This window comes from Martelella sp. K41-7 (assembly GCF_055808365.1).
In genome coordinates this window covers 3,318,690-3,338,521 of the sequence record NZ_CM147867.1, presented here as the reverse complement: position 1 = coordinate 3,338,521, position 19,832 = coordinate 3,318,690, and the positions used below count along the sequence as shown (strand labels likewise).

Sequence of the window (19,832 nt, the reverse complement as noted above, 5' to 3'; positions counted from 1 at the left end):
AAGAATTTCATCGATATAAACAAAATATAAGCTTGGATTTGGTTGGTCGTTTCGGGTAAAACCTGACCCATCGCAATGGTATCAACCCCTTTGCAACGCGGGAGTGTTCAATGTCTTCAGAGGCGCTGAAAACGAAAAATCCGATCGAAGCCGGACGCATGCGGCGTGCGCTGCGATGCTGTCTTAAGGGTGATGCGGCCTTCAGGGTCACACACACAGGTTGAAACAATTTGGCCGGTCATATTTCGCTGGCCGGAGTTGGAAATCATGAAAAAGCAGATGGTTGAATTCGGTGGCCAGCCGGTCGGGATTGTTGTTCCCGAAAACGGACGGCTCAGATTTGTCGCTGTCAAATTTCACGTCCATGCGTTGGACGGCGGCGTTTACAACACGATGGAAGAACTGCGTCGGGCGATCCGGGATCATATTGCCAACTGGTCGGACGATGATCCGGAACGGGTTGCCGCAGCCGGGTAGGCCTTCAGGTATGCCTGGCTATTGTGCGGGCGTGCCGCGGAGCGTAGGCTTGGAGGCGGTGGTGGCCTTTGACGTGACCCACCACCGCAATTCTTGGCGCAGCGACTGGAACAACAGCGGAAGTGATGCGTTACTAGGTTGATTAGCCGATTTCAATTTTGGGAGATCAAGTATGGCAGTAAGCAAAAGCACCGGTGGTGATACGTCCACTGGCAAGACAACCGAGGCCGATATTCAGGCACAGATCGACCAATTGCGCGGTGATATCGCAGCGCTTACGAAAATGATTGGCGCGCTCGGCAACGAGAAGGCTTCCGAGGCGCGTGAGAAAGCCGAGAAGTTTCGCGATGATGCGACCAAGAAGGGCCACGAGGCCTATGATCGTGCGCGCGAAGAGGCGATGTCCATTGAAGAAGACGTCGAAGATCACATCCGAAGCCGTCCGCTGCAGTCGATACTGATGGCCGCAGGCTTCGGTTTTCTTGCAGCGCTCCTGACGCGGCGATAAGGTATGGATCGGTTCGTATCTCTGGCGGCGGCCATCATGGCGATTGATGGTCGCGTTGTTGCGCGTTCAGCTAGGCGCAACGCCGTTATTGTCGTCATCCTGCTGTTTCTGTTCATGTCGGCCTATGTCAGCGGCGTTATCGCGCTGGCGATCTATCTTGCGGAAATCTTCGGTCCCCTTGGCGCGGCGCTGACCATTGCTATCGCGTCCCTCACACTCGCGGTCTTGGTGCTGGCCTACGCACTTTTGATGAACCGCGCAGAGCAGCGACGTTATCGCGCGGCGAAATATGCCACAGAAGATATGCTGCAGAGCGTTATCGGCGTGGTTCCGATGATGATGCGGGAAAAGCCGATTTCCGGGCTGGCGGCGGTTGCGAGCCTCGCTTTCGTTCTGGCTCGGGCCCGTCAGAAGAAGTAATCCGGCCTCCGGCCGGAGGGCAGTCTCGCTGCCCGTTTGTGTGCTCCGGTTTCAGCGCCGAAGCGTAACTGGCGTGCCTGCGAAAGCGCGTTTTCCCTGGGGGAAGTTTCCATGACAATTTCATCCGAAAATCTGCCTACAAGGCAGCTCGGTACCACCGACATGAGCATCACCCGCGCCGGTTTTGGCGCCTGGGCCATTGGCGGCGGTGGCTGGGCAGCCGGTTGGGGCGCGCAGGACGACAGCGATTCCGTTGCTGCCATCCGCCGGGCGATCGATGCCGGTATCAACTGGATCGATACTGCTTCCGTTTACGGACTGGGCCACTCTGAAGAAGTTGTCGGCAAGGCGATAGCCGGCATCGCCGCATCCGACCGGCCTTACATCTTCACCAAGTGCGGTATGGTCTGGAACGACGATGATCCGATGGAAACGCCTAAGAGGATCGGGCATCCGGATAGCCTCAGGGAGCAGACCGAGGCGTCGCTCAAAAGGCTTGGTGTCGAGACCATCGACCTGATGCAGGTTCACTGGCCGTCGAATGATGTGCCGCTTGCCGAATACTGGGGCGCGTTGTGCGACCTGAAGGCCGCAGGCAAGGTCCGTGCGATTGGCCTTTCCAATCACGATATCGATCAACTTGAGGCGGCCGAGGCGATTGGCCATGTCGATACGCTGCAGCCGCCCTTTTCAGCCATCCGTCGTGATACCGCAGCAGAACTTCTGCCCTGGGCACGGAAAAACAAAACCGGTGTGATCTGCTACAGCCCGATGCAGGCGGGTCTTCTGACGGGCCGCTTCTCGACGGCACGTGCGGCCGAGCTTCCCGAAGACGACTGGCGGCGCAACAGTGCCAATTTCAAAGGCGAAGCCCTTGAGGCTAATCTGGCCCTTGCAGAGGCACTGAAGCCGGTGGCTGAGCGTCATTGCACCAGCCAGGCGGCCGTCGCCATTGCCTGGGTTCTGGCCTGGCCCGGACTGACGGGAGCGATTGTCGGTGCGCGCAAGCCGGAGCAGATCGATGGCTGGATCGCTGCCGCGCGGCTGGAGCTCGACGAGACCGATCTCGATGAAATCGCAGCAGCGATTGAGCAGACCGGCGCAGGCAGCGGACCTGTCCGACCCTGAGCATCGGATATGGGAGACTGAAATATGAAATCCATCAACGGTATTCCCCAGATCGGTTTCGGTACCTGGCGACGACGGGATGACGAGGCCTATCAGACGGTTCTTGCTGCCCTTGAGGCCGGCTATCGCCATATCGATACGGCTCAGGCCTATGGCAACGAGGCCGAAGTTGGCCGCGCGCTTTCCGTCTCGGGCTTGAAACCCGATGATGTCTTTGTGACCACCAAGGTCTGGATCGACAATTACGGCGAAGATGCGTTCCGCCGGAGCGTGGAAGAGAGCCGCGAAAAGCTCGGTCGCGACAAGGTCGATCTTCTTCTGCTGCACTGGCCCGGGCGCGCCGATGGGCCGTCTTTCGAGGACTATATCGGCCGGCTGGCAGAGGTGTATGACGATGGCCTTGCTGCACGGATCGGCGTTTCGAACTTCACCCGTACGCTGATGGACAAGGCCGCCGATCTGCTCGGCGGCCGCAAGATTGCCGCCAATCAGGTCGAATGCCATGTTTTCCACCAGAACCGGCTGGTCGCCGACTACTGCGATAAAAACGGCATTGCCTTTACCGCCTATTCGCCGCTGGCGCAGGGCAAGATCGCCGACGATCCGGTATTGAAGGCGATCGGTGAAGCCCATGACGTCTCCGAGGGCGAAATCGCGCTTGCCTTTCTGATGGCCGAAGGTCATGTCGTGATCCCGACCTCCAGCAAGCCGGAACGGGTCAGATCGAATCTTGCTGCCGCCGAGATTGTGCTCTCGGATGACGAAATCAAACGTCTTAGAGGTCTCGACAAGGGGCTCAGGCTGATCAGTCCGGACTGGGCGCCAGACTGGGACTGAGCCGTTCAAGCTTGGCAGCACTCTTGTTGGTGTGCTGTCAAGTTATTGAAAAAACATAGCAAATATAGAATTTCAGATTGAAGCGATCGCGAAAATACGTCAGCCTTTGCAATTGTCACCGACAATGAGGTGGAACATGCGATTTGCTTCTGAATTCGAAATGCAGCTTGCCGGTTACGGCCTGACAACGGCCCAGATTCTCTACCGTCTCCCCGATTTCGAGGGTGTTTTGCAGAGCTATCTCTGGCAGGACTACGATCTCGCGCCCGATTTTCCGCAGATGAACAAATTCCTCGACTTCTGGAAGCAGAATCTCGAAGGGCCGCTGCACTCTGTCCGTTATGCCCACAAGCGCCTGATCGGTCCCAATGAATGGCGCCAGGTCTCGGGCGAGATCACCATGCACTGAACCTTGGCATAAGGCTCAGAAACGGCCGATCCGTTCGATCACGAGCGGCCGTTCCGCCGGGGCGGCTTCTTCTATGGTGAATGCAGCCAGGAGGGCATGCGCGGCTGTGTCACCATCGTCTTGCGTTGCTGCGTGGACGAAGCCAAGCGGTGCGCCCGCCTCGATCCTGGTGCCGAGCGGATGTAGCCTTGAATATCCGACGCGGTGGTCGATCCGGTCGCCCGGGCGTTTCCGTCCGCCACCAAGTGTGATGACGCTCATGCCGATGGCGCGGGCATCGGCGGAGCAAAGAAAGCCGGAATTCGGCGCCAGAACGGGCCGGATGAGCGGCGCTTTCGCCAGGTATGTTTCTGACTTTTCGACGAAATCGACCGGGCCGCCAAGATCGGCAACCATCCGGGCGAAATGCTCCAGCGCCTTGCCGTCAGTGAGCTTTGCTTTTGCAAGTGCCTCGGCTTCCGCTTGGCTTGCCGCAAGTCCGGCGCCAAAGATCATCTCGGCGGCAAGCGACAGGACGATCTTTTCAAGCCGGCTGCCGGTCTTCTCGCCCTTGAGAAAAGCGAGCGCGTTTTCCACCTCGACGGCATTGCCGACAGCATCGGCCAGTGGCTCGTTCATGTCGGTCACCAATGCGGTGGTTTGAAGCTCGGCACCATTGGCGACCTTGACCAGAAGCCGGGCCAGATCCGTTGCGGCGTTGGCATCTTGCATGAAGGCGCCACCGCCGAACTTGACGTCAAGCACAAGCGACTGAAGCCCGGCGGCGAGCTTTTTCGACAGGATCGAGGAGACGATCAGCGGCATGGATTCGACCGTCGCCGTGACGTCACGGATGGCGTAAAGCCGCTTGTCCGCAGGGGCGAGAGCACCGGATTGCCCGACAATGGCACAACCAGTTCGGGCAATCGTGCGGCGAAGGTGGTTTTCGTCAGGGCTGACATCATAGCCGGGAATTGATTCCAGCTTGTCGAGCGTGCCGCCGGTTGGTCCAAGCCCGCGTCCGGAGATCATCGGCACGGCAAGGCCTGCGCTCGCCACAATTGGTGCCAGCATCAGCGAGACATTATCGCCGATGCCGCCGGTGGAATGTTTGTCGGCCACCGGCCGGTCGATGCGGGGCCACGTCAGAACCGTTCCGCTGTCACGCATGGCAAGGGTCAGCGCAACGGTTTCCGCCTCATTCATGCCACGAAAAAAGACAGCCATGGCAAAGGCGGCCGCCTGGGCTTCAGAGAGTGTCTCGTCAGAAAGCGCGCGGACGAAGCCGGCGATCTCCTCAGCCGAAAGCGCGTTGCCGTCGCGTTTCCTGCGGATGATCTCCTGCGCCAGCATGAGCGGCCTAGTAGCCGCTGCTGGTCGTGCTCGACTGCTTGCCCGCGAGAACGCCCTGGATATCGTCGAGAAGACCGGAAGCGCCGAAGCGGAAGGTCGTCGGCATCACCCAGCCCTCGCCCATCACCGTTTCGGCAAGGCTCAGGTAAAGCTGCGCGTCGCGCACCGAGGAAATGCCACCGGCCGGCTTGAACCCGACTTTGCGGCCTGCCTCGCGGATGACGCCGAGCATGATGTCGGCCGCTTCAAGCGTGGCGTTGACCTTGACCTTGCCGGTCGATGTCTTGATGAAATCCGCGCCTTCGGCAATGGCGACTGTCGCGGCTTTACGGATCAGCGCGGCATCACCCAGCTCGCCGGTCTCCAGAATGACCTTGAGGGTCACCGGTTCGCGGCACAGAAAGCGGATCGCCCGGATCATCTCGCTCACCGCCCATTCATTGCCGGCTTTCAGCTTGTTGTAGGGAATGACGAGGTCGATTTCGTCCGCCCCGTCGCGAATTGCCTGTTCCGTTTCCGCTTCCACAGCACTGATTGACATGTCGCCAGACGGGAAATTGACCACGGTGGCGATCCTGATCATGTGGTCGGTCCCGAGCATCTGCCTGGCAAGACTGACAAAGCGTGGCCAGATGCAGATCGCCGCTGGCGTGCCATATGGCGTGTAGGCGCGGGCAATCAGCGCCTCGATGTCCTTGTCGGTGCAGCCGTCGGAAAGGTTCGTCAGGTCCAGGAGCGAAAGCGAAACCGAGGCGGCTTCGTGCTCTGTATGATGTTTCATGGCCTTACCCCTCGCCAATCATGCGTTTGACAATGGCGGCCAGCTTGCGGCCGCCAATCGGCGCCATCTCCTTGGTTTCCTCATGACCGAGTTCACCCTGGCTCATGCCGGCGCCGAAATTCGTGATGACGGAAGCCGCAGCGACCTTCAGACCCAGAAAGCGCGCCAGAATGACCTCGGGCACAGTGGACATGCCGACAGCGTCGGCGCCCAGTGTCCGGGCCATGCGGATTTCCGCCGGTGTTTCGAAACTCGGACCTGAAAACCACATATAGACGCCTTCGGCAAGCGCTATATCCAAATCATGTGCCGCCCGGCGCATCGCGTCGGCCAGTCCGGGGTCGTAAGCCTGACTCATTCCGGTGAAGCGGCGGTCGGTTGTCTCGCCGATCAATGGGTTCATGCCGGAGTAGTTGATATGGTCGGTGATCAGCATTACCGAGCCCGGCGGGATGTCCTGGCTGAGCGACCCGGCGGCGTTGGTCAAAAACAATTCTTCTATGCCGAGGGCGGCAAGGGTTTCGAGCGGCACGCGCATGGCGGCCGCATCGCCCTTCTCATAATAGTGCACCCGACCGGAGAGCACGATCACCGGCGTCTCGCCGAGTTTACCGATCACGACGGAGCCCTCATGCCCACTGACGGCGCCAACGGGAAAGCCCGGCAGTTCGGAGAAGACGAAATGCTGGGTGTCCGAAAGTGCATCCGTCAGGCCGCCAAGGCCGGAGCCAAGCACCAGCGCGGTGCGGGGTTTGAGGTTGCCAAGGGCTTCCCTCAGCATAGGGACGGCTTCGCTCATCCGATGTCCCCGGTCTGAAACGCATGGGGCAGCAGCTCGGCAACTGTTACCGTCTCGCGCACGCCGCCATCATCGCAGAGGTAAACCTTTGTGTCGGGATCGGAAAACTCGGCAAGCTTCTGCCGGCAGCCGCCGCAGGGCGGGCAAAGTGCCAGCCGCGGCGCATAGACAGCCGCTGCCTTGATCTTCAGTGCGCCGCCCATCACCATTTGGCCGATGGCAACGCCTTCGGCACAAATGCCTTCGGGAAAGGCGAGATTTTCAACATTGGCGCCGGCAAAGACTTCGCCGTTTTCGCTCAGAAGAGCGGCGCCCACCGGAAATTTGGAATAGGGCGCATAGGCTCTCTCGCTTGCCGCACGGGCCTTTTCGAACAGATCATTGGCCGTTGTCATCTGCCTACCGCTCCTTGGTATAGGGAATGCCGCCGGCCTTGGGCGGACGGGCCGTGCCGATGAAGCCGGCCAGCAGGACGCAGGTCAGGATATACGGCAGGGCCTGGAAGAACTGGACCGGCACCTCGCCGACAAGCGGCATCGATTTACCTTGCATGAAGTTCGAAAACGCATCAAGGAAGCCGAACAGCAGGCAGGCAAACATCACCGGTATCGGCTTCCATTTGGCGAATATCAGCGCCGCCAGCGCGATATAGCCCTTGCCCGCCGACATGTTGTTGATGAAGGAAGCGGACTGGGCAATCGCCAGATAGGTACCGGAAAAACCGCAGAGGAAACCGGCGATAATGATGGCGCGGTAGCGCAGCCAGATCACCGAAATACCGGCGGTATCTACCGCGCCGGGATTTTCGCCGACCGCGCGCAGCCGCAAGCCGAACCGTGTCTTGTAGACCACCCACCAGACGATCGGCACGGTGATGAAGGCGAGATAGACAAGGATGTTCTGACCCGAAATCACTTCGGCATAAAACTTGCCGAAAAAGCCCATCTCTCTTGCCGCGTCCGCGCCGGGGAACTCGATTTCGGTAAAGCGCGCGCTGTTTGCAAGCTGCGGGGTACGTCCGCCCTGGCGGAACCAGGCGTTGCCGAGCACCACGGTCAGCCCTGCCGCAACGAAGTTGAGCGCAACGCCGGAAACGATCTGGTTGCCGCGCGCGGTAATTGAGGCATAGCCGTGCACCAGGCTGAAGATGATGGAAACGCCGATGCCGCCCAAAAGGCCGAGCCAGGGCGAACCGGTGTAATAGGCAACCACGGCGGATGCGAAGGCCGAGGCCAGCATCTTGCCTTCAAGCCCGATGTCGAAAATCCCGGAGCGTTCGGAGAAAAGGCCCGCAAGCGCTGTGAAGATGAGCGGGATGGAAAGGCGGATGGTCGAACCGAGCATGCCGACAATGATATCAACCGTGTGCATGGCTCAGGCCTCCGCCAATGACTGTCGTCTGGAGAATATCCTGACGAGGGCGGGGCGGTACAGGAACTCAAGCGCCCCGGCAAACAGGATGACAAGCCCCTGGATCATTACGATCATATCTCGGGTGATCTGTGGCATCATGAACGAAAGCTGGGCACCACCCTGGTAGAGAATGCCGAACAGGATCGCCGCCATCAGGATGCCGAGCGGATGGTTGCGGCCCATCAGCGAAACTGCGATGCCGACAAAACCGGCGCCGCCGACAAACTCCACCTGCAGCCGGTCTGCAGACCCCATCACCACGTTGAGCGCCATCATGCCCGCCAGACCGCCAGACATCAGCATGGTGATGATCACGGTGCGGGCATAGGGAATGCCGGCGTAGGTGGCGGCGGTCTTGCTCATGCCAAGCGCACGAACCGAATAGCCGAATTTGGTGCGCCAGATCAGGAACCAGACGGCGAAACACATGACCAGGCCGATGATGAAGGAGACGTTGAGCGGGGCCGGACCCAGCCGGGAGCCGAACATCGCCATCAGCCAGTCAAGGTTCGGCAGCTGGCCGCCGGCAGCAAAGCCACGGGTTTCCGGCGACATCGCGCCGGCCGGTTTGAGCACGTGGACCAGAAGATAGACCATCAGCGCCGCGCCGATAAAGTTGAACATGATCGTGGTGATCACGATATGGCTGCCCCGCTTGGCCTGCAGCCAGGCGGGGATGAAGGCCCAGGCCGCACCAAAGATAGCTGCGCCCAGAATGGCAAACGGCATGGTCACATACCAGGGCACATACTGGTCGAGCGCGAGCGCCACCAGCGCGCAGCCGAGGCCACCGACATAGGCCTGGCCTTCCGAGCCGATATTGAACAGGCCGGCGTGATAGGCCATCGCCACCGAAAGCCCGGTGAAGATGAAATTGGTGGCGTAAAACAGCGTAAACCCGATACCCATGCCGCTGCCCAGCGCACCGTTGAGCAGTACACTCAGGGCCTCGAATGGATTCTGTCCGATCATCCAGATCACAAATCCGGAGATCAGAAGGGCGGTACCGAGGTTCAGCAGCGGCATCAGGAAGAATGTGACCCAGCCGGGCAGGGGCGCGTTGGCGGCGTTCATATCAACCTCAAGACGCTATGCCGGCCATCATCAGGCCGAGTTGCTGTTCATCTGCATCAGGCTTTGCCTCACCGACATTCTCACCGGCAAACATCACCAGGATACGGTCGGCAAGCGCGCGGATCTCGTCGAGTTCGACGGACACCAGAAGCACGGCCTTGCCGCTGTCGCGCATGTCGATAATGCGCCGGTGGATGAATTCGATTGCGCCGATATCGACGCCGCGTGTCGGCTGGCCGACAAGCAGAATGTCGGGGTCGCGCTCGATCTCGCGCGCCACCACGATCTTCTGCTGGTTTCCGCCCGAGAAATTGGCGGTCTTCAGCGTCGGGTTGGGCGGGCGGATATCGTATTTCTCGATTTTCTCGCGGGCATCATCCAGAATAGCCTGCCGGTCAAGAACGCCATTGCGGCCGTATTTCGGCAGTTGCTGGTAGCCCAGAATATTGTTTTCCCGCTCCTCGAAGGGCAGGATCAGGCCCATATGGTGACGGTCCTCGGGAATATGGGCGACACCGATCTTGCGATAGGTGGCTGGATTGGCGTTGACGATCTTTTTGCCGTGCACATAGATCTCGCCCGAATGCGGCTTGCGGATTCCGGAGAGCGCTTCCAGAAGCTCCGACTGGCCGTTTCCGGCGACCCCGGCAATGCCGACGATCTCGCCGGCGCGGACATCGAAGGAGACGTTCTTGACCATCGGCACGCCGCGGCTGTCGTGCACGGTCAGGTTACGCACGGAAAGAGCAATTTCGCCCGGGTTCGGTGCGCCTTTCTCCACCCGCAGCAACACGCGCCGACCGACCATCAGTTCGGCCAGTTCTTCGACAGTGGTTTTGGCCGTCTTGCGGGTCGCGACCATCTCGCCGCGGCGCATCACGGAAACCTCGTCGGTAATCGCCATGATCTCGCGCAGCTTGTGTGTGATCAGGATGATGGTATGGCCCTGATCGCGCAGCATGCCGAGAATGCGGAACAGATGATCGGCCTCCGCGGGTGTCAGGACCCCGGTGGGCTCGTCGAGTATCAGGATTTCAGCGCCGCGAAACATGGCTTTCAGGATTTCGACGCGCTGCTGTAGGCCCACCGGCAGTTGTTCGATGATGGCGTCGGGATCGACCTCGAGCCCATATTCGCTTTCAAGGCGCTTGAGTTCCTTGCGGGCCTTGCTCTGTCCCTGATTGAGCAGCGCGCCGCCTTCAGCGCCGAGCATGACGTTTTCGAGAACGGTGAAATCCTCCACCAGCATGAAGTGCTGATGAACCATGCCGATGCCGGCGGCAATGGCAGCGTCGCTGTCTGTTATTTCGAGCGTCTTGCCATCGACACGGATTTCGCCGTGGTCGGCCTGGTAGAAACCGTAGAGGATCGACATCAGAGTCGATTTTCCGGCCCCGTTTTCGCCGATAATGCCGTGGATGGAGCCCTTCTCAACCTTCAGATTTATATTCTTATTGGCGTGAACGGCCCCGAAACTCTTGTCGATACCGATAAGCTCGATTGCGGGCGGTGTGCTCAAAAGTTTTAAAACTCCCAAACGAGGATCGCGCGCCGTTTGGCCGACGCTCAAGGGAAACTGCGAGAGGCAGGTGATAGAGATATTGATGAACGGACGGACATGGTTATGAACCCTGCCCGTCCGAACGTTTAGCGGATCAGTAGGGGCAGGTGTTGTCGACGGAGTAGTCGTGCACCTCGATGTCGCCGGAAATGATGCCTTCCTTGGCCTTTTCGACGGCGGCCAGCATATCCTCGGTGATCAGCGGCTTGTTGTATTCGTCATAGGCCCAGCCAACACCGTTGTCGGCAACGCCGAGTCTGTTGACGCCAGCTTCGAAAGTGCCATCCTGGCTGGCCTTGAAGGCATCATAGACGGCGTTGTCAACGCGCTTGACCATCGAGGTCAGAACCGAGCCGGGATGAACGTAGTTCTGGTTGCTATCGACACCGATCGAGAATTTTTCGTCGTCGGCAGCGGCCTGAAGAACGCCGAGGCCGGAAGCACCTGCAGCCGCGTAGATCACGTCTGCACCCTGGTCCATCTGGTTCTTGGTCAGTTCGCCGGCCTTGACCGGGTCATTCCAGGCAGCGCCCGTGGTGCCGACCATGTTGCGCAGGATCGAGACGTCGCTGTTTGCAGCTTTTGCGCCCTGGGCATAGCCGCAGCCGAATTTGTGGATCAGCGGAATATCCATGCCGCCGACAAAACCAACCGTGCCGGTTTCAGACTTCATTGCGGCAAGCAGACCAACGAGATAGGAACCTTGCTCTTCCTTGAAGACGACGGACTGGACGTTCGGGGCCTCGATCACATCATCGACGATGTAGAAGTTGGTGTCGGGAAACTGCGGTGCGATCTTTTCGACAGCCGATTTCCAGGCAAACGAGAGGGCCACGACCGGGTTGAAGCCCATGGAGGCGAAGTTCAGGATGGCCTGCTCGCCCTGCGCGTCGCCGGTCGGCTCGAAGTCACGATATTCGACGCCTGTATCGGCCTTGAACTTTTCTGCGCCGTTATAGGCGGATTCGTTGAAGGACTTGTCGAACTTGCCGCCGGTGCCGTAGACAAGCGCGGGCTTGAAATCGGCCAGTGCGGATGACGACATTGCGGCAACGGCAATGAGGCTCAAAATGGTTTTTTTCATAACGCGGCTCTGTTCCCTGTGAGTGTGCTCGTGAACTCCGTTCAGCGGCAGGCTCGGCCCTCCCTGCTGAAACGCGACCGGCCGCAGGCGACCGGTTTGAAGCATATGGTTGCACGGCTTCGACAAAATTTCATCACAAAATTTACCCTATGGGCAAAATTGGAGCTTCTTCCCCGGATGCCCCCCTTGATCGGCATAAAAAAAGGGAGTGTCGCGACACTCCCTGCTGGATATCCTGAAAGGAATACCGAAAACTCAGCCGATCGGGCAGGAAATCCCTGTGCCCTTCAGGCCGCAATAGCCGGCGGGGTTCTTGGCAAGGTATTGCTGGTGATAGTCCTCGGCCATATAAAAGGCACCGGACTGTGCGATCTCGGTGGTGATCTGGTCGTTCCAGCCGTTATCCTTCAGCGCTTGCTGGAAGTGGTCGCGCAGGGTTTCGGCACGCTTCAGATCGCCTTCGTCGTCGAGGTAGATCGCCGAGCGGTAGGTGGTTCCGATGTCATTGCCCTGGCGCATGCCCTGGGTCGGGTCGTGCGCCTCGAAGAATAGCCGCAACAGGTTTTCGAGGCTGACTTCGGTCCGGTCATAGATGACACGGACCACTTCCGCATGGCCGGTCAGTCCGGTGCAGGTTTCCTCATAGGTCGGGTTTGGCGTAATCCCGCCGGCATAGCCCGCGACCGTCACATATACGCCGGGCGTTTGCCACAACAGCCGCTCGGCACCCCAGAAGCATCCCATGCCGAACTGGACTTCCTTCATGCCGGCCGGATAGGGCGGCGTAAGCGCGCGGCCATTCACATAATGTGTTCCGGCTGTCGAGATAGGATCCGGACGTCCCGGAAGTGCCGTCTCGGCCGACGGCATTTCGATCTTGTCCTTCTTGAGTGTCGAGAGGAACATCGGGTTCTCCTTGAGGCTTTTGCGAGAGTGCGCGGCCCTTTGTCCAGTATGCGGACTGCTGCGCCATTTGTCTCACAAATAGGCATCGAAGCGCTCTACAGCAAGTAGGGCTCCCCTGCCGCCGATATACGGATTTGCTTTGTTGAAGCCGCTATCAGGATAGGTGCCGGCCCTGTCTTTCGTTTCGTCTGCGAGCTCCATTGCGCCCGGCTGCCCGAAACAATTCAGAAATCTGTCAGAATCGGGTTGATCATCGCCGCCGCATCGGTATATATCGCGCCGATCCCGCCCTTCGGTTTTTTCCGAAGCTGGCGCAGGATGGACAGGTGGCCGAGTGGTTGAAGGCGCACGCCTGGAACGCGTGTATACGGGTAACCGTATCGAGGGTTCGAATCCCTCTCTGTCCGCCATTACCTCGTCCCAAGATCATGTTTTTATTCATGGTTTTCTTTCCAGGATTGCTTGAGGTACATTTCAAGGTACATTCTGGCGCAAAAGTCGAGGCCGAGCTTTCTCGTTCTGGTTTTCCGACTCTGCCTTTCCTACCGTAGTCGATGAAGTCGGCGTTCGCTATCGTGGCTGGTTCGTTTCCTTGTCATTAGCCGTTTCTTTCGTACTGACTTCCAGGATGCCGGTATCCTGCGTGATGCTCTCGAGCATTTTCGCCAGACGTTTACCGACCAGTTCGCGATCCTTAATCAGCGCTTTGGCCATCGCTTCCAGGGTAATCCTCCCCTTTTTAACGGGGCTTTTTGGTAGAATTCACGCAGCCATTTTCAGTTTCTGTGCGGGTGTCATTCCGCCGATGCCCATATTGGGTCGCTCGTTGTTATAGCTCCATAACCATTGTGTGGCGAACGCCTGCGCCTCTTCGATACTCTCGATGATGTATTGGTCAAGCCATTCGTGTCGTACTGTCCGGTTGTAGCGTTCGACATAAGCGTTCTGCTGCGGCTTTCCAGGCTGGATGTAATTCAGCGCAATGCCCTGATTTTCAGCCCAGTCCATAAGCCTTCCACTGACATATTCCGGGCCATTGTCAACACGTATTGCCAGCGGTTTGCCGCGCCACTCAATGATCTGGTTCAGGCTACGGATGACACGCTCCGCAGGTAGAGAGAAATCGACCTCAATGCCAAGCCCCTCACGGTTAAAGTCATCCAGAACATTCAAAAGCCGAAACTGCCGGCCATCGGCCAGCCGATCCGCCATAAAGTCCATGGACCAGACCGCGTTCGGCGTTGTCGGGACATTGAGTGTATCCGGTTTTTCCCGTTTCAGCCGCCGGCGTGGCTTGATCCTGAGGTTCAGCTCAAGCGCGCGGTAGATGCGATAAACACGCTTATGATTCCAGCGCCGTCCCTGTACGTTCCGCAGATAGAGAAAACAAAGGCCAAAGCCCCAGTTCTTCTTTGCCTGCGTCAAGCCGGTCAGAAGATCGGCGATCTGTTCATTCTCATCATTGCGTTTGCCTTTGTATCGGTAGCAAGTTTCGCTGACACCGAACGTTCGGCAGGCAAGTGCTATGCTCACCCCACGTATCGCCACGGCTTGCGCGGCCACCTCCCGGCGTAGAGATGGCCGCGTCATTTTTTCCCAAAGCCTCTTTCAGCAGTTCGGTTTGCATGCTCATCTCCGCATACATCTTTTTCAGACGGCGGTTCTCGTCTTCCAGCGCTTTCATCTGGCTGATCATCGACGCATCCATGCCGCCATATTTGGCCCGCCATTTATAAAAACTCGCTGAACTCATCCCGTGCTCCCGGCAAAGTTCAGGCACAGGAACGCCACCTTCTGCCTGACGCAGAATGCCAATAATCTGTGCTTCGCTAAATCTCGTCTTTTTCATCAAAATCTCCTCAGTCATAAAACCCGAGAAAATTCTACTTTTGAAGCCCATTATTTTTCGGGGGGATTACCGTGGCTGAAAAGAGAAAAGATTTTCTGACTCAATGCCTGCGAGGGGCGGGTCAGGTGTTCTTCATGGAGAACGCGCTGACGGGCGGCCTGTTTCTGGCGGCGATCGCCTACGCAAGTTATGCCGGCGGCAACTGGGTAACGCTTGTTGGCGCGATCGTCGGTGTCTGTGTTGCAACGCTGACGGCGCGGCTTCTGGAATGCGACGAGGATTCCATCACCTCCGGCCTGTTCGGCTTCAACGGCATCCTCGTCGGCGTTGCCATACCCACCTTTATCAGTGCTTCACCACAGCTCTGGTTTTATGTCGTCGTCGGCGCTGCCATGAGCACGGTCGTCACGGCGGCGTTGAGTGCGATGATTACCAAGAGCTGGGGGATACCGGCATCGACAGGTCCGTTCGTTCTGACCGGCTGGCTGCTTGTGGCGGGTGCCTACACATTCGGCGCGCTGGATGTTTCAGGCGATAGTCCCAAGCTGGTGTCCGACTATATTTCCGGCGCCGAGAGAATTCCCTCTCATCTGGAGCTCGTTCAGATATTCTTCCGCAATATCGGCCAGGTCTATCTCCTTGGCAACGAAATCAGCGGCGCGATTATACTGCTGGGCATCCTCATTGCCTCACGGGTGGCGGGCATCGCTGCCGTGCTGGGCTCGCTGGTCGCAATGGCTACGGCAATCGCACTCAGGGCTGAACCGCATTCCGTGGTTCAGGGGCTTTACGGATTCAGCGCGGTTCTCACCGCGATGGCGGTTGGCGTGGTGTTTTTGAAACCCTCGCCGCGTGTGGTCGTCTATGCGCTGCTTGCCACAATCGTTACCGTGTTCCTGCAGGGGGCCTATGATGTGCTGACCTCGCCGCTCGGCCTGCCGTCGTTCACGGCACCTTACGTACTGACGATGTATCTGTTCATCGCGCCGAAAAAGTTGCTTGCGCCGCATCCGCACAGCGCGGTCGGAGAGCATCTCGTCGCCGATAAATAAGCTGCGGCACGGTCGGGGCGACCGTGCCGGTTTTCATTTTACGCGCTTTCAAAGGAGAAAGCTATGCACGCGATCAATGCGGGGGATACCGCGTTTGTTTTGATTTGCACGGCGCTGGTCTGCATGATGACCCCGGCGCTGGCGTTGTTTTACGGCGGTCTGGTGAAGCAGCGCGACGTGCTGTCGATCATGATCCAGAATTTCGTCTGTATCGGGATTGTCAGCATCATATGGGTGTTTGGCGGCTTCAGTCTGGCATTCGGGCCGTCGGTCGGCGGCATCATCGGTGATATACGGCCTTATTTCGGCATGTATCATGTCGGCATCTCGCCGAATGAAACTTATGCGCCCAATGTGCCCTTCATCATGGTGTTCGCCTACCAGATGATGTTCGCCATCATCACACCGGCCCTGATGACCGGGGCCTTCGTCGGCCGCATCAAGTTCGGCGCCTATCTGATTTTCGTGGCAGCCTGGACGATCCTGATCTACCTGCCGGCGGCGCACTGGATCTGGGGCGGCGGTTTCTTGGCCAAGATGGGCGTTGTCGATTTTGCCGGCGGCATCGTGATCCACACCTCGGCGGGCTTCTCGGCCCTTGCCGCCGCCCGTTTCCTCGGCAAGCGCAAGGTCGCTGTCGGTGATCCCGAAAGCCAGCCGGCGAGCCTGCCGCTGGTGGCGCTCGGCGCGGGGCTGTTGTGGTTTGGCTGGTTTGGCTTCAATGCGGGCGGCGCCTATGCGGCGGATGCGCTTGCAGCCTACGCGTTCACCAACACCATGCTCGCCGGCGCGATTGCCATGCTGGTCTGGATGCTCTGGGAATGGCGCGAAAGCAAGCGGGTTTCCTTCTCCGGCGTTCTCGTCGGCGCGGTCACCGGCCTTGCCACGATCACGCCCGCCGCCGGATATGTCGAACCGATGGCAGCGTTACTGATCGGCGCAATTGGCGCGACGGTCTGCTACAATGCCAAATATGTTCAGGAATGGCTGAAGATCGATGACACGCTGGAAGTCTGGCGCGCCCATGGCGTCGGCGGTCTCACCGGCGCTATCCTCATCGGATTCATGGCAAGCTCGCATATCAATGCCGTTTCGGCGAGCATGCACCAGCTTTTCGTCCAGGTGCTGGCGGTGGTCGTCGTTGCGGCCTATTCGTGGATCATTACGACGATCCTTCTGAAGGTGTTGTCGGCATTCGGTCACCTCAGGGTTTCTGAGGAACTTCAGGAAGAGGGGCTGGACGAGAAAATGTATGGCGAACGCGCCTTCAATCTCTGGAACATGAAGAACGACATCAACAAGTAGGTTTGTGCGCGGCGGCAGGAAGGTGATTTGACCGTTCTGCCGTCGTATTGCGTCTTCATTCTGTTCAAGGTTTCGGCTGCCTCACCCATATGTTGCAGACGAGTCTGCAAGGGCTGCCATGGATATCACCGTCGCCATCTTTCTGCTGGTCTATCTGGCACTCGCGCTGGGGCACCTGCCCGGCTTCCGTGTCGACCGCACCGGAGCGGCGGTGGTCGGGGCGCTTGCGATGATCGGCTTTGGCCGGATTACCGACAAACAGGCATGGGCCGCGATTGACTATCAAACCGTCGGCCTGCTTTTCGGCCTGATGATCGTTTCCGGCGCCTTCACTGTTTCCGGTTTCTATCAATGGGTGGCCGGAAAAGTCACTTCGCTCAAGGTCTCGCCGCCTGCCTTGCTTGCATTTCTGATCGTGACAGGCGGCCTCCTGTCCGCCGTGCTGACCAATGATGTCGTGGTGGTTGCGATGACGCCGCTTCTGGTCTCGGTTACCATGTCGCGCAGGCTAAACCCGATTCCGTTCCTGCTCGGCTTCTGCTTCGCCACCAACACCGGATCGGTGGCGACGATCATCGGCAGCCCCCAGAACATGATCGCGGCACAGACGCTCGGCCTGTCGTTCACCGGTTTCATGAAGGTCGCGCTGGTGCCGGCCATTCTTTCTCTGCCGATCGTCTGGGCGACGATCTGCCTGCTCTACCGGGGGCGCTGGAGCACTGAAATGGTCGAGCCGGGGGCCGATCCTTCATCATCGGCGAAGGCGGAGACTGTCCGGCACCTCGATGTAAATGAGACAATCAAGGCCGCGATCGTGACGGCTGCCGTTGTCGCGGCCTTTGTCTTTACAGACTGGCCGCGTGAGATGGTTGCCCTTTCAGCCGCCGCTGTCATGCTGGTCAACCGTCAGGTTTCGTCCAAGGAGGTGATAGGCACCGTCGACGGCAATCTTCTGCTGCTTCTGGCCGGCCTGTTTGTTGTCAATGCAGCTCTGGCCCAGACGGGCATGCCGCAAAGGGTGGTGCACGATCTCCAGTCGGCCGGTGTCGATTTCGCCAATCCGTCGATCCTGTTTCTCGTTGCCTCGGCGCTCAGCAATATTGTCGGCAATAATCCGGCGGTCATGCTGCTCGCACCGTTTCTGCCACACACGGCAGATGCCAATGCGCTCGGCGCAGCTCTGGCCCTCGGAACGGGTTTTTCGAGCAACCTGATCATTTTCGGAAGCCTTGCCGGTATTATCGTTGTCGAGCAGGCGGGGGACCGGGGCGTAAAAATCGGTATGCGCGAATTCTGCCGTGCCGGTATCCCCATATCGCTCCTGTGTATGGTTCTGGCGCTCGTCTGGATCGCGTTTCTGACCTGACGGCCTGTTCTGTGTCAGTCCTTCTCGATATAAACCGTCTGAGAGGGAAAGGCGAAGTCAGCACCGTGGGCATGAACGATTTCGACGATTTTCAGATACACGTCCTGCTGAATTGCCAACCACTCGGCCCAGCGGGTCGTCTTGGTGAAGCAATAGACCATGATGTTCAGTGATGAGTCGGCGAAGTCGTTGAAATAGACAAGAAGCGTCTGGTTCAGATCGATATGCTCGCTTTGATGCAGCATGGCACGGATATCGGCAACGACAGCGGCAATCTTGTCGGCGTCCTCATATCGAAGCCCGATCGAGGTATCGATACGCCTGTTGCGCATCTGCCCGGGGTTTTCGACGCTGATCGAGGAAAATACGGAATTGGGCACGAAAAGCGGGCGCTTGTCGAAGGTCGTGATTCTGGTCATCCGCCAGCCGATTTCCTCGACTGTACCTTCAATATTGCGGTCGGGAGACCGGATCCAGTCGCCGAGTTTGAAGGGGCGGTCGAAATAGAGCATTACGCCGGAAAACACATTGCTGAGAACATCCCGCCCGGCAATACCGATGGCGATGCCGCCAAAGCCGCCAAAGGCGAGGAGACCCGAAAAACTCAGACCCAGATGCTCGCCGAACAAAAGCAACAATACGAGCACCATTGCCAGTTTCAGGATACGGGCAATGCTTGTGGCAGAGGTCTTGTCGCTTCCTTTTGTCACCTGATCGGCGGTCAGACGGTTGATCAGCCGAAAAGCCTGCTGCATGGCCGTAAGGCCGATTGCCACAAGCGTGATATCGTCGATGATGTCCGGCTTGATCGCGGTGATTTTCTGCGTGGCCAGGATCTGGTCAACGGTCTTGTTCAGCGTCAGCAGGAAGCCGGTGATCGCGGCGAACAGGACGGCGTGAGCGGAGATGCTGTGGGACCAGGCTTCCCTTTTGCGCATTGCAAAGCCGCAGGCCAGTGCAACGGCGAGAAGGATGGCCAGGAGCCCCACATTCATCCAGTAAGGATACGTCACGTCTTCACACCTTTCCAGAAATCAGCTTTTGAACCTGGTGGAATGAATTTGACATTTGATGCCCGTTTCAGCGCTCTCGTACATCAAATGTCAAATTCTGAAATTCCACTAGAAAACATATACTTGCTAGTGGTTTCTATGCCTCCGGCATTTGCTGATGAGGTCGCCGCGAGGGGAACCAAATGTTGGAATCGGGCCGCTGGGCACTTGTTCTTGCGAGGTACAGTAAGGACGAACAGAGCACGCCGCAATCATGTTCACGAGCCAGCCGGAAATGTATGGACTGGCAGGGCAATATATGCGCACCGGACCCTGTGCCTTTCGTAAGTGCCGCAGGATAATTCTGAAACTGTCAGGTCTGACAGTTGGCCAGACGATGAAAGGCAGCATTTTATGACCGGCAAAAAATGATGCACCCGTTCGTGCCCTGTTCGCCTGCTTCGTGCGTTGCCGGGTCACTCGCCTGGCCTGTTGCAACGAAACCGTTCTGCTGGAAGTCTGGCAGGTCATTGTTAACC

Annotated in this window: 21 protein-coding genes and 1 tRNA gene; 10 read left to right on the top strand and 12 right to left on the bottom strand. The window is 58.4% G+C overall.

Features of this window, described 5'->3' with window-relative positions; genetic code table 11:
* Nucleotides 1-267: 267 nt before the first annotated feature.
* The 6 genes from AC0L7L_RS15880 to AC0L7L_RS15855 all read left to right on the top strand — a co-directional run bounded on the left by AC0L7L_RS15880 (nucleotide 268) and on the right by AC0L7L_RS15855 (nucleotide 3,779).
* Nucleotides 268-477 (top strand): hypothetical protein, encoded by a 210-nt coding sequence (locus AC0L7L_RS15880; protein WP_272212994.1) that lies wholly within the window; start codon nucleotides 268-270, stop codon nucleotides 475-477.
* Nucleotides 478-649: 172 nt separating this feature from the next.
* On the top strand, nucleotides 650-985 hold the full coding sequence (locus AC0L7L_RS15875; RefSeq protein ID WP_272212993.1) for an ElaB/YgaM/YqjD family protein: 336 nt from the start codon (nucleotides 650-652) through the stop codon (nucleotides 983-985).
* 3 nt (nucleotides 986-988) lie between these two features.
* Nucleotides 989-1,405: a hypothetical protein gene (locus tag AC0L7L_RS15870; protein ID WP_272212992.1), complete on the top strand. Its 417-nt coding sequence runs from the start codon at nucleotides 989-991 to the stop codon at nucleotides 1,403-1,405.
* 111 nt (nucleotides 1,406-1,516) lie between these two features.
* Nucleotides 1,517-2,533 carry an aldo/keto reductase gene (locus AC0L7L_RS15865; protein ID WP_272212991.1) on the top strand — a complete coding sequence of 339 codons (1,017 nt, stop codon included), beginning with the start codon at nucleotides 1,517-1,519 and terminating at the stop codon, nucleotides 2,531-2,533.
* A gap of 24 nt (nucleotides 2,534-2,557) precedes the next feature.
* Nucleotides 2,558-3,370 (top strand): aldo/keto reductase, encoded by an 813-nt coding sequence (locus tag AC0L7L_RS15860; RefSeq protein WP_272212990.1) that lies wholly within the window; start codon nucleotides 2,558-2,560, stop codon nucleotides 3,368-3,370.
* A gap of 136 nt (nucleotides 3,371-3,506) precedes the next feature.
* The gene (locus AC0L7L_RS15855; RefSeq protein ID WP_272212989.1) at nucleotides 3,507-3,779 is read left to right on the top strand and encodes an usg protein; all 273 of its coding nucleotides are present in this window, start codon (nucleotides 3,507-3,509) and stop codon (nucleotides 3,777-3,779) included.
* 15 nt (nucleotides 3,780-3,794) lie between these two features.
* Here AC0L7L_RS15855 and deoA read toward each other — a convergent pair whose 3' ends face one another.
* The 9 genes from deoA to msrA form a co-directional block, all read right to left on the bottom strand.
* Nucleotides 3,795-5,111: a thymidine phosphorylase gene (gene deoA / locus AC0L7L_RS15850; protein WP_473510006.1), complete on the bottom strand. Its 1,317-nt coding sequence runs from the start codon at nucleotides 5,109-5,111 to the stop codon at nucleotides 3,795-3,797.
* A gap of 7 nt (nucleotides 5,112-5,118) precedes the next feature.
* Nucleotides 5,119-5,892, bottom strand: coding sequence for a deoxyribose-phosphate aldolase (gene deoC / locus AC0L7L_RS15845; RefSeq protein WP_473510005.1), 774 nt, complete (start codon nucleotides 5,890-5,892; stop codon nucleotides 5,119-5,121).
* A gap of 4 nt (nucleotides 5,893-5,896) precedes the next feature.
* A complete protein-coding gene (locus AC0L7L_RS15840; protein ID WP_272212987.1) occupies nucleotides 5,897-6,691 on the bottom strand; it encodes a purine-nucleoside phosphorylase in 795 nt (264 codons plus the stop codon).
* A complete protein-coding gene (cdd, locus tag AC0L7L_RS15835) occupies nucleotides 6,688-7,086 on the bottom strand; it encodes a cytidine deaminase (protein WP_272212986.1) in 399 nt (132 codons plus the stop codon). The genes AC0L7L_RS15840 and cdd overlap by 4 nt, the downstream gene beginning before the upstream one ends.
* Before the next feature lie 4 nt (nucleotides 7,087-7,090).
* Nucleotides 7,091-8,062, bottom strand: coding sequence for an ABC transporter permease (locus tag AC0L7L_RS15830; RefSeq protein WP_272212985.1), 972 nt, complete (start codon nucleotides 8,060-8,062; stop codon nucleotides 7,091-7,093).
* Between the two features lie 3 nt (nucleotides 8,063-8,065).
* Nucleotides 8,066-9,178 (bottom strand): ABC transporter permease, encoded by a 1,113-nt coding sequence (locus tag AC0L7L_RS15825; protein WP_272212984.1) that lies wholly within the window; start codon nucleotides 9,176-9,178, stop codon nucleotides 8,066-8,068.
* 7 nt (nucleotides 9,179-9,185) lie between these two features.
* Nucleotides 9,186-10,697 (bottom strand): ABC transporter ATP-binding protein, encoded by a 1,512-nt coding sequence (locus AC0L7L_RS15820; RefSeq protein ID WP_473510002.1) that lies wholly within the window; start codon nucleotides 10,695-10,697, stop codon nucleotides 9,186-9,188.
* 136 nt (nucleotides 10,698-10,833) lie between these two features.
* Nucleotides 10,834-11,823 (bottom strand): BMP family lipoprotein, encoded by a 990-nt coding sequence (locus AC0L7L_RS15815; RefSeq protein WP_473510000.1) that lies wholly within the window; start codon nucleotides 11,821-11,823, stop codon nucleotides 10,834-10,836.
* 255 nt (nucleotides 11,824-12,078) lie between these two features.
* On the bottom strand, nucleotides 12,079-12,729 hold the full coding sequence (gene msrA / locus AC0L7L_RS15810) for a peptide-methionine (S)-S-oxide reductase MsrA (RefSeq protein ID WP_272212982.1): 651 nt from the start codon (nucleotides 12,727-12,729) through the stop codon (nucleotides 12,079-12,081).
* A 320-nt stretch (nucleotides 12,730-13,049) separates the two neighbouring features.
* On the opposite strand from msrA, the gene AC0L7L_RS15805 reads away from it, so the two are divergent.
* Nucleotides 13,050-13,139: transfer RNA gene (locus AC0L7L_RS15805), tRNA-Ser, on the top strand.
* A gap of 160 nt (nucleotides 13,140-13,299) precedes the next feature.
* Here AC0L7L_RS15805 and AC0L7L_RS15800 read toward each other — a convergent pair.
* Both AC0L7L_RS15800 and AC0L7L_RS15795 read right to left on the bottom strand, forming a co-directional pair.
* On the bottom strand, nucleotides 13,300-13,443 hold the full coding sequence (locus AC0L7L_RS15800) for a hypothetical protein (RefSeq protein WP_272212981.1): 144 nt from the start codon (nucleotides 13,441-13,443) through the stop codon (nucleotides 13,300-13,302).
* Nucleotides 13,444-13,491: 48 nt separating this feature from the next.
* Nucleotides 13,492-14,578 (bottom strand): IS3 family transposase gene (locus AC0L7L_RS15795; protein WP_272209663.1). Its coding sequence is split into 2 segments (ribosomal slippage): nucleotides 13,492-14,323 and nucleotides 14,322-14,578, totalling 1,089 coding nucleotides; the frame shifts between segments, so codons are not numbered across the junction.
* Between the two features lie 71 nt (nucleotides 14,579-14,649).
* Here AC0L7L_RS15795 and yut point away from each other — a divergent pair.
* The 3 genes from yut to AC0L7L_RS15780 all read left to right on the top strand — a co-directional run bounded on the left by yut (nucleotide 14,650) and on the right by AC0L7L_RS15780 (nucleotide 18,301).
* Complete coding sequence (gene yut / locus AC0L7L_RS15790; RefSeq protein ID WP_473509997.1) at nucleotides 14,650-15,630, top strand: urea transporter; 981 nt, start codon at nucleotides 14,650-14,652, stop codon at nucleotides 15,628-15,630.
* Nucleotides 15,631-15,693: 63 nt separating this feature from the next.
* Nucleotides 15,694-16,935, top strand: a complete 1,242-nt coding sequence (locus AC0L7L_RS15785; protein ID WP_473509995.1) for an ammonium transporter — start codon at nucleotides 15,694-15,696, stop codon at nucleotides 16,933-16,935.
* Between the two features lie 118 nt (nucleotides 16,936-17,053).
* Nucleotides 17,054-18,301, top strand: coding sequence for an ArsB/NhaD family transporter (locus AC0L7L_RS15780; protein WP_473509993.1), 1,248 nt, complete (start codon nucleotides 17,054-17,056; stop codon nucleotides 18,299-18,301).
* Nucleotides 18,302-18,315: 14 nt separating this feature from the next.
* Here the strand turns inward: AC0L7L_RS15780 and AC0L7L_RS15775 are convergent, their stop codons facing one another.
* A complete protein-coding gene (locus AC0L7L_RS15775; RefSeq protein ID WP_272212976.1) occupies nucleotides 18,316-19,314 on the bottom strand; it encodes a mechanosensitive ion channel family protein in 999 nt (332 codons plus the stop codon).
* Nucleotides 19,315-19,832 lie beyond the last annotated feature (518 nt).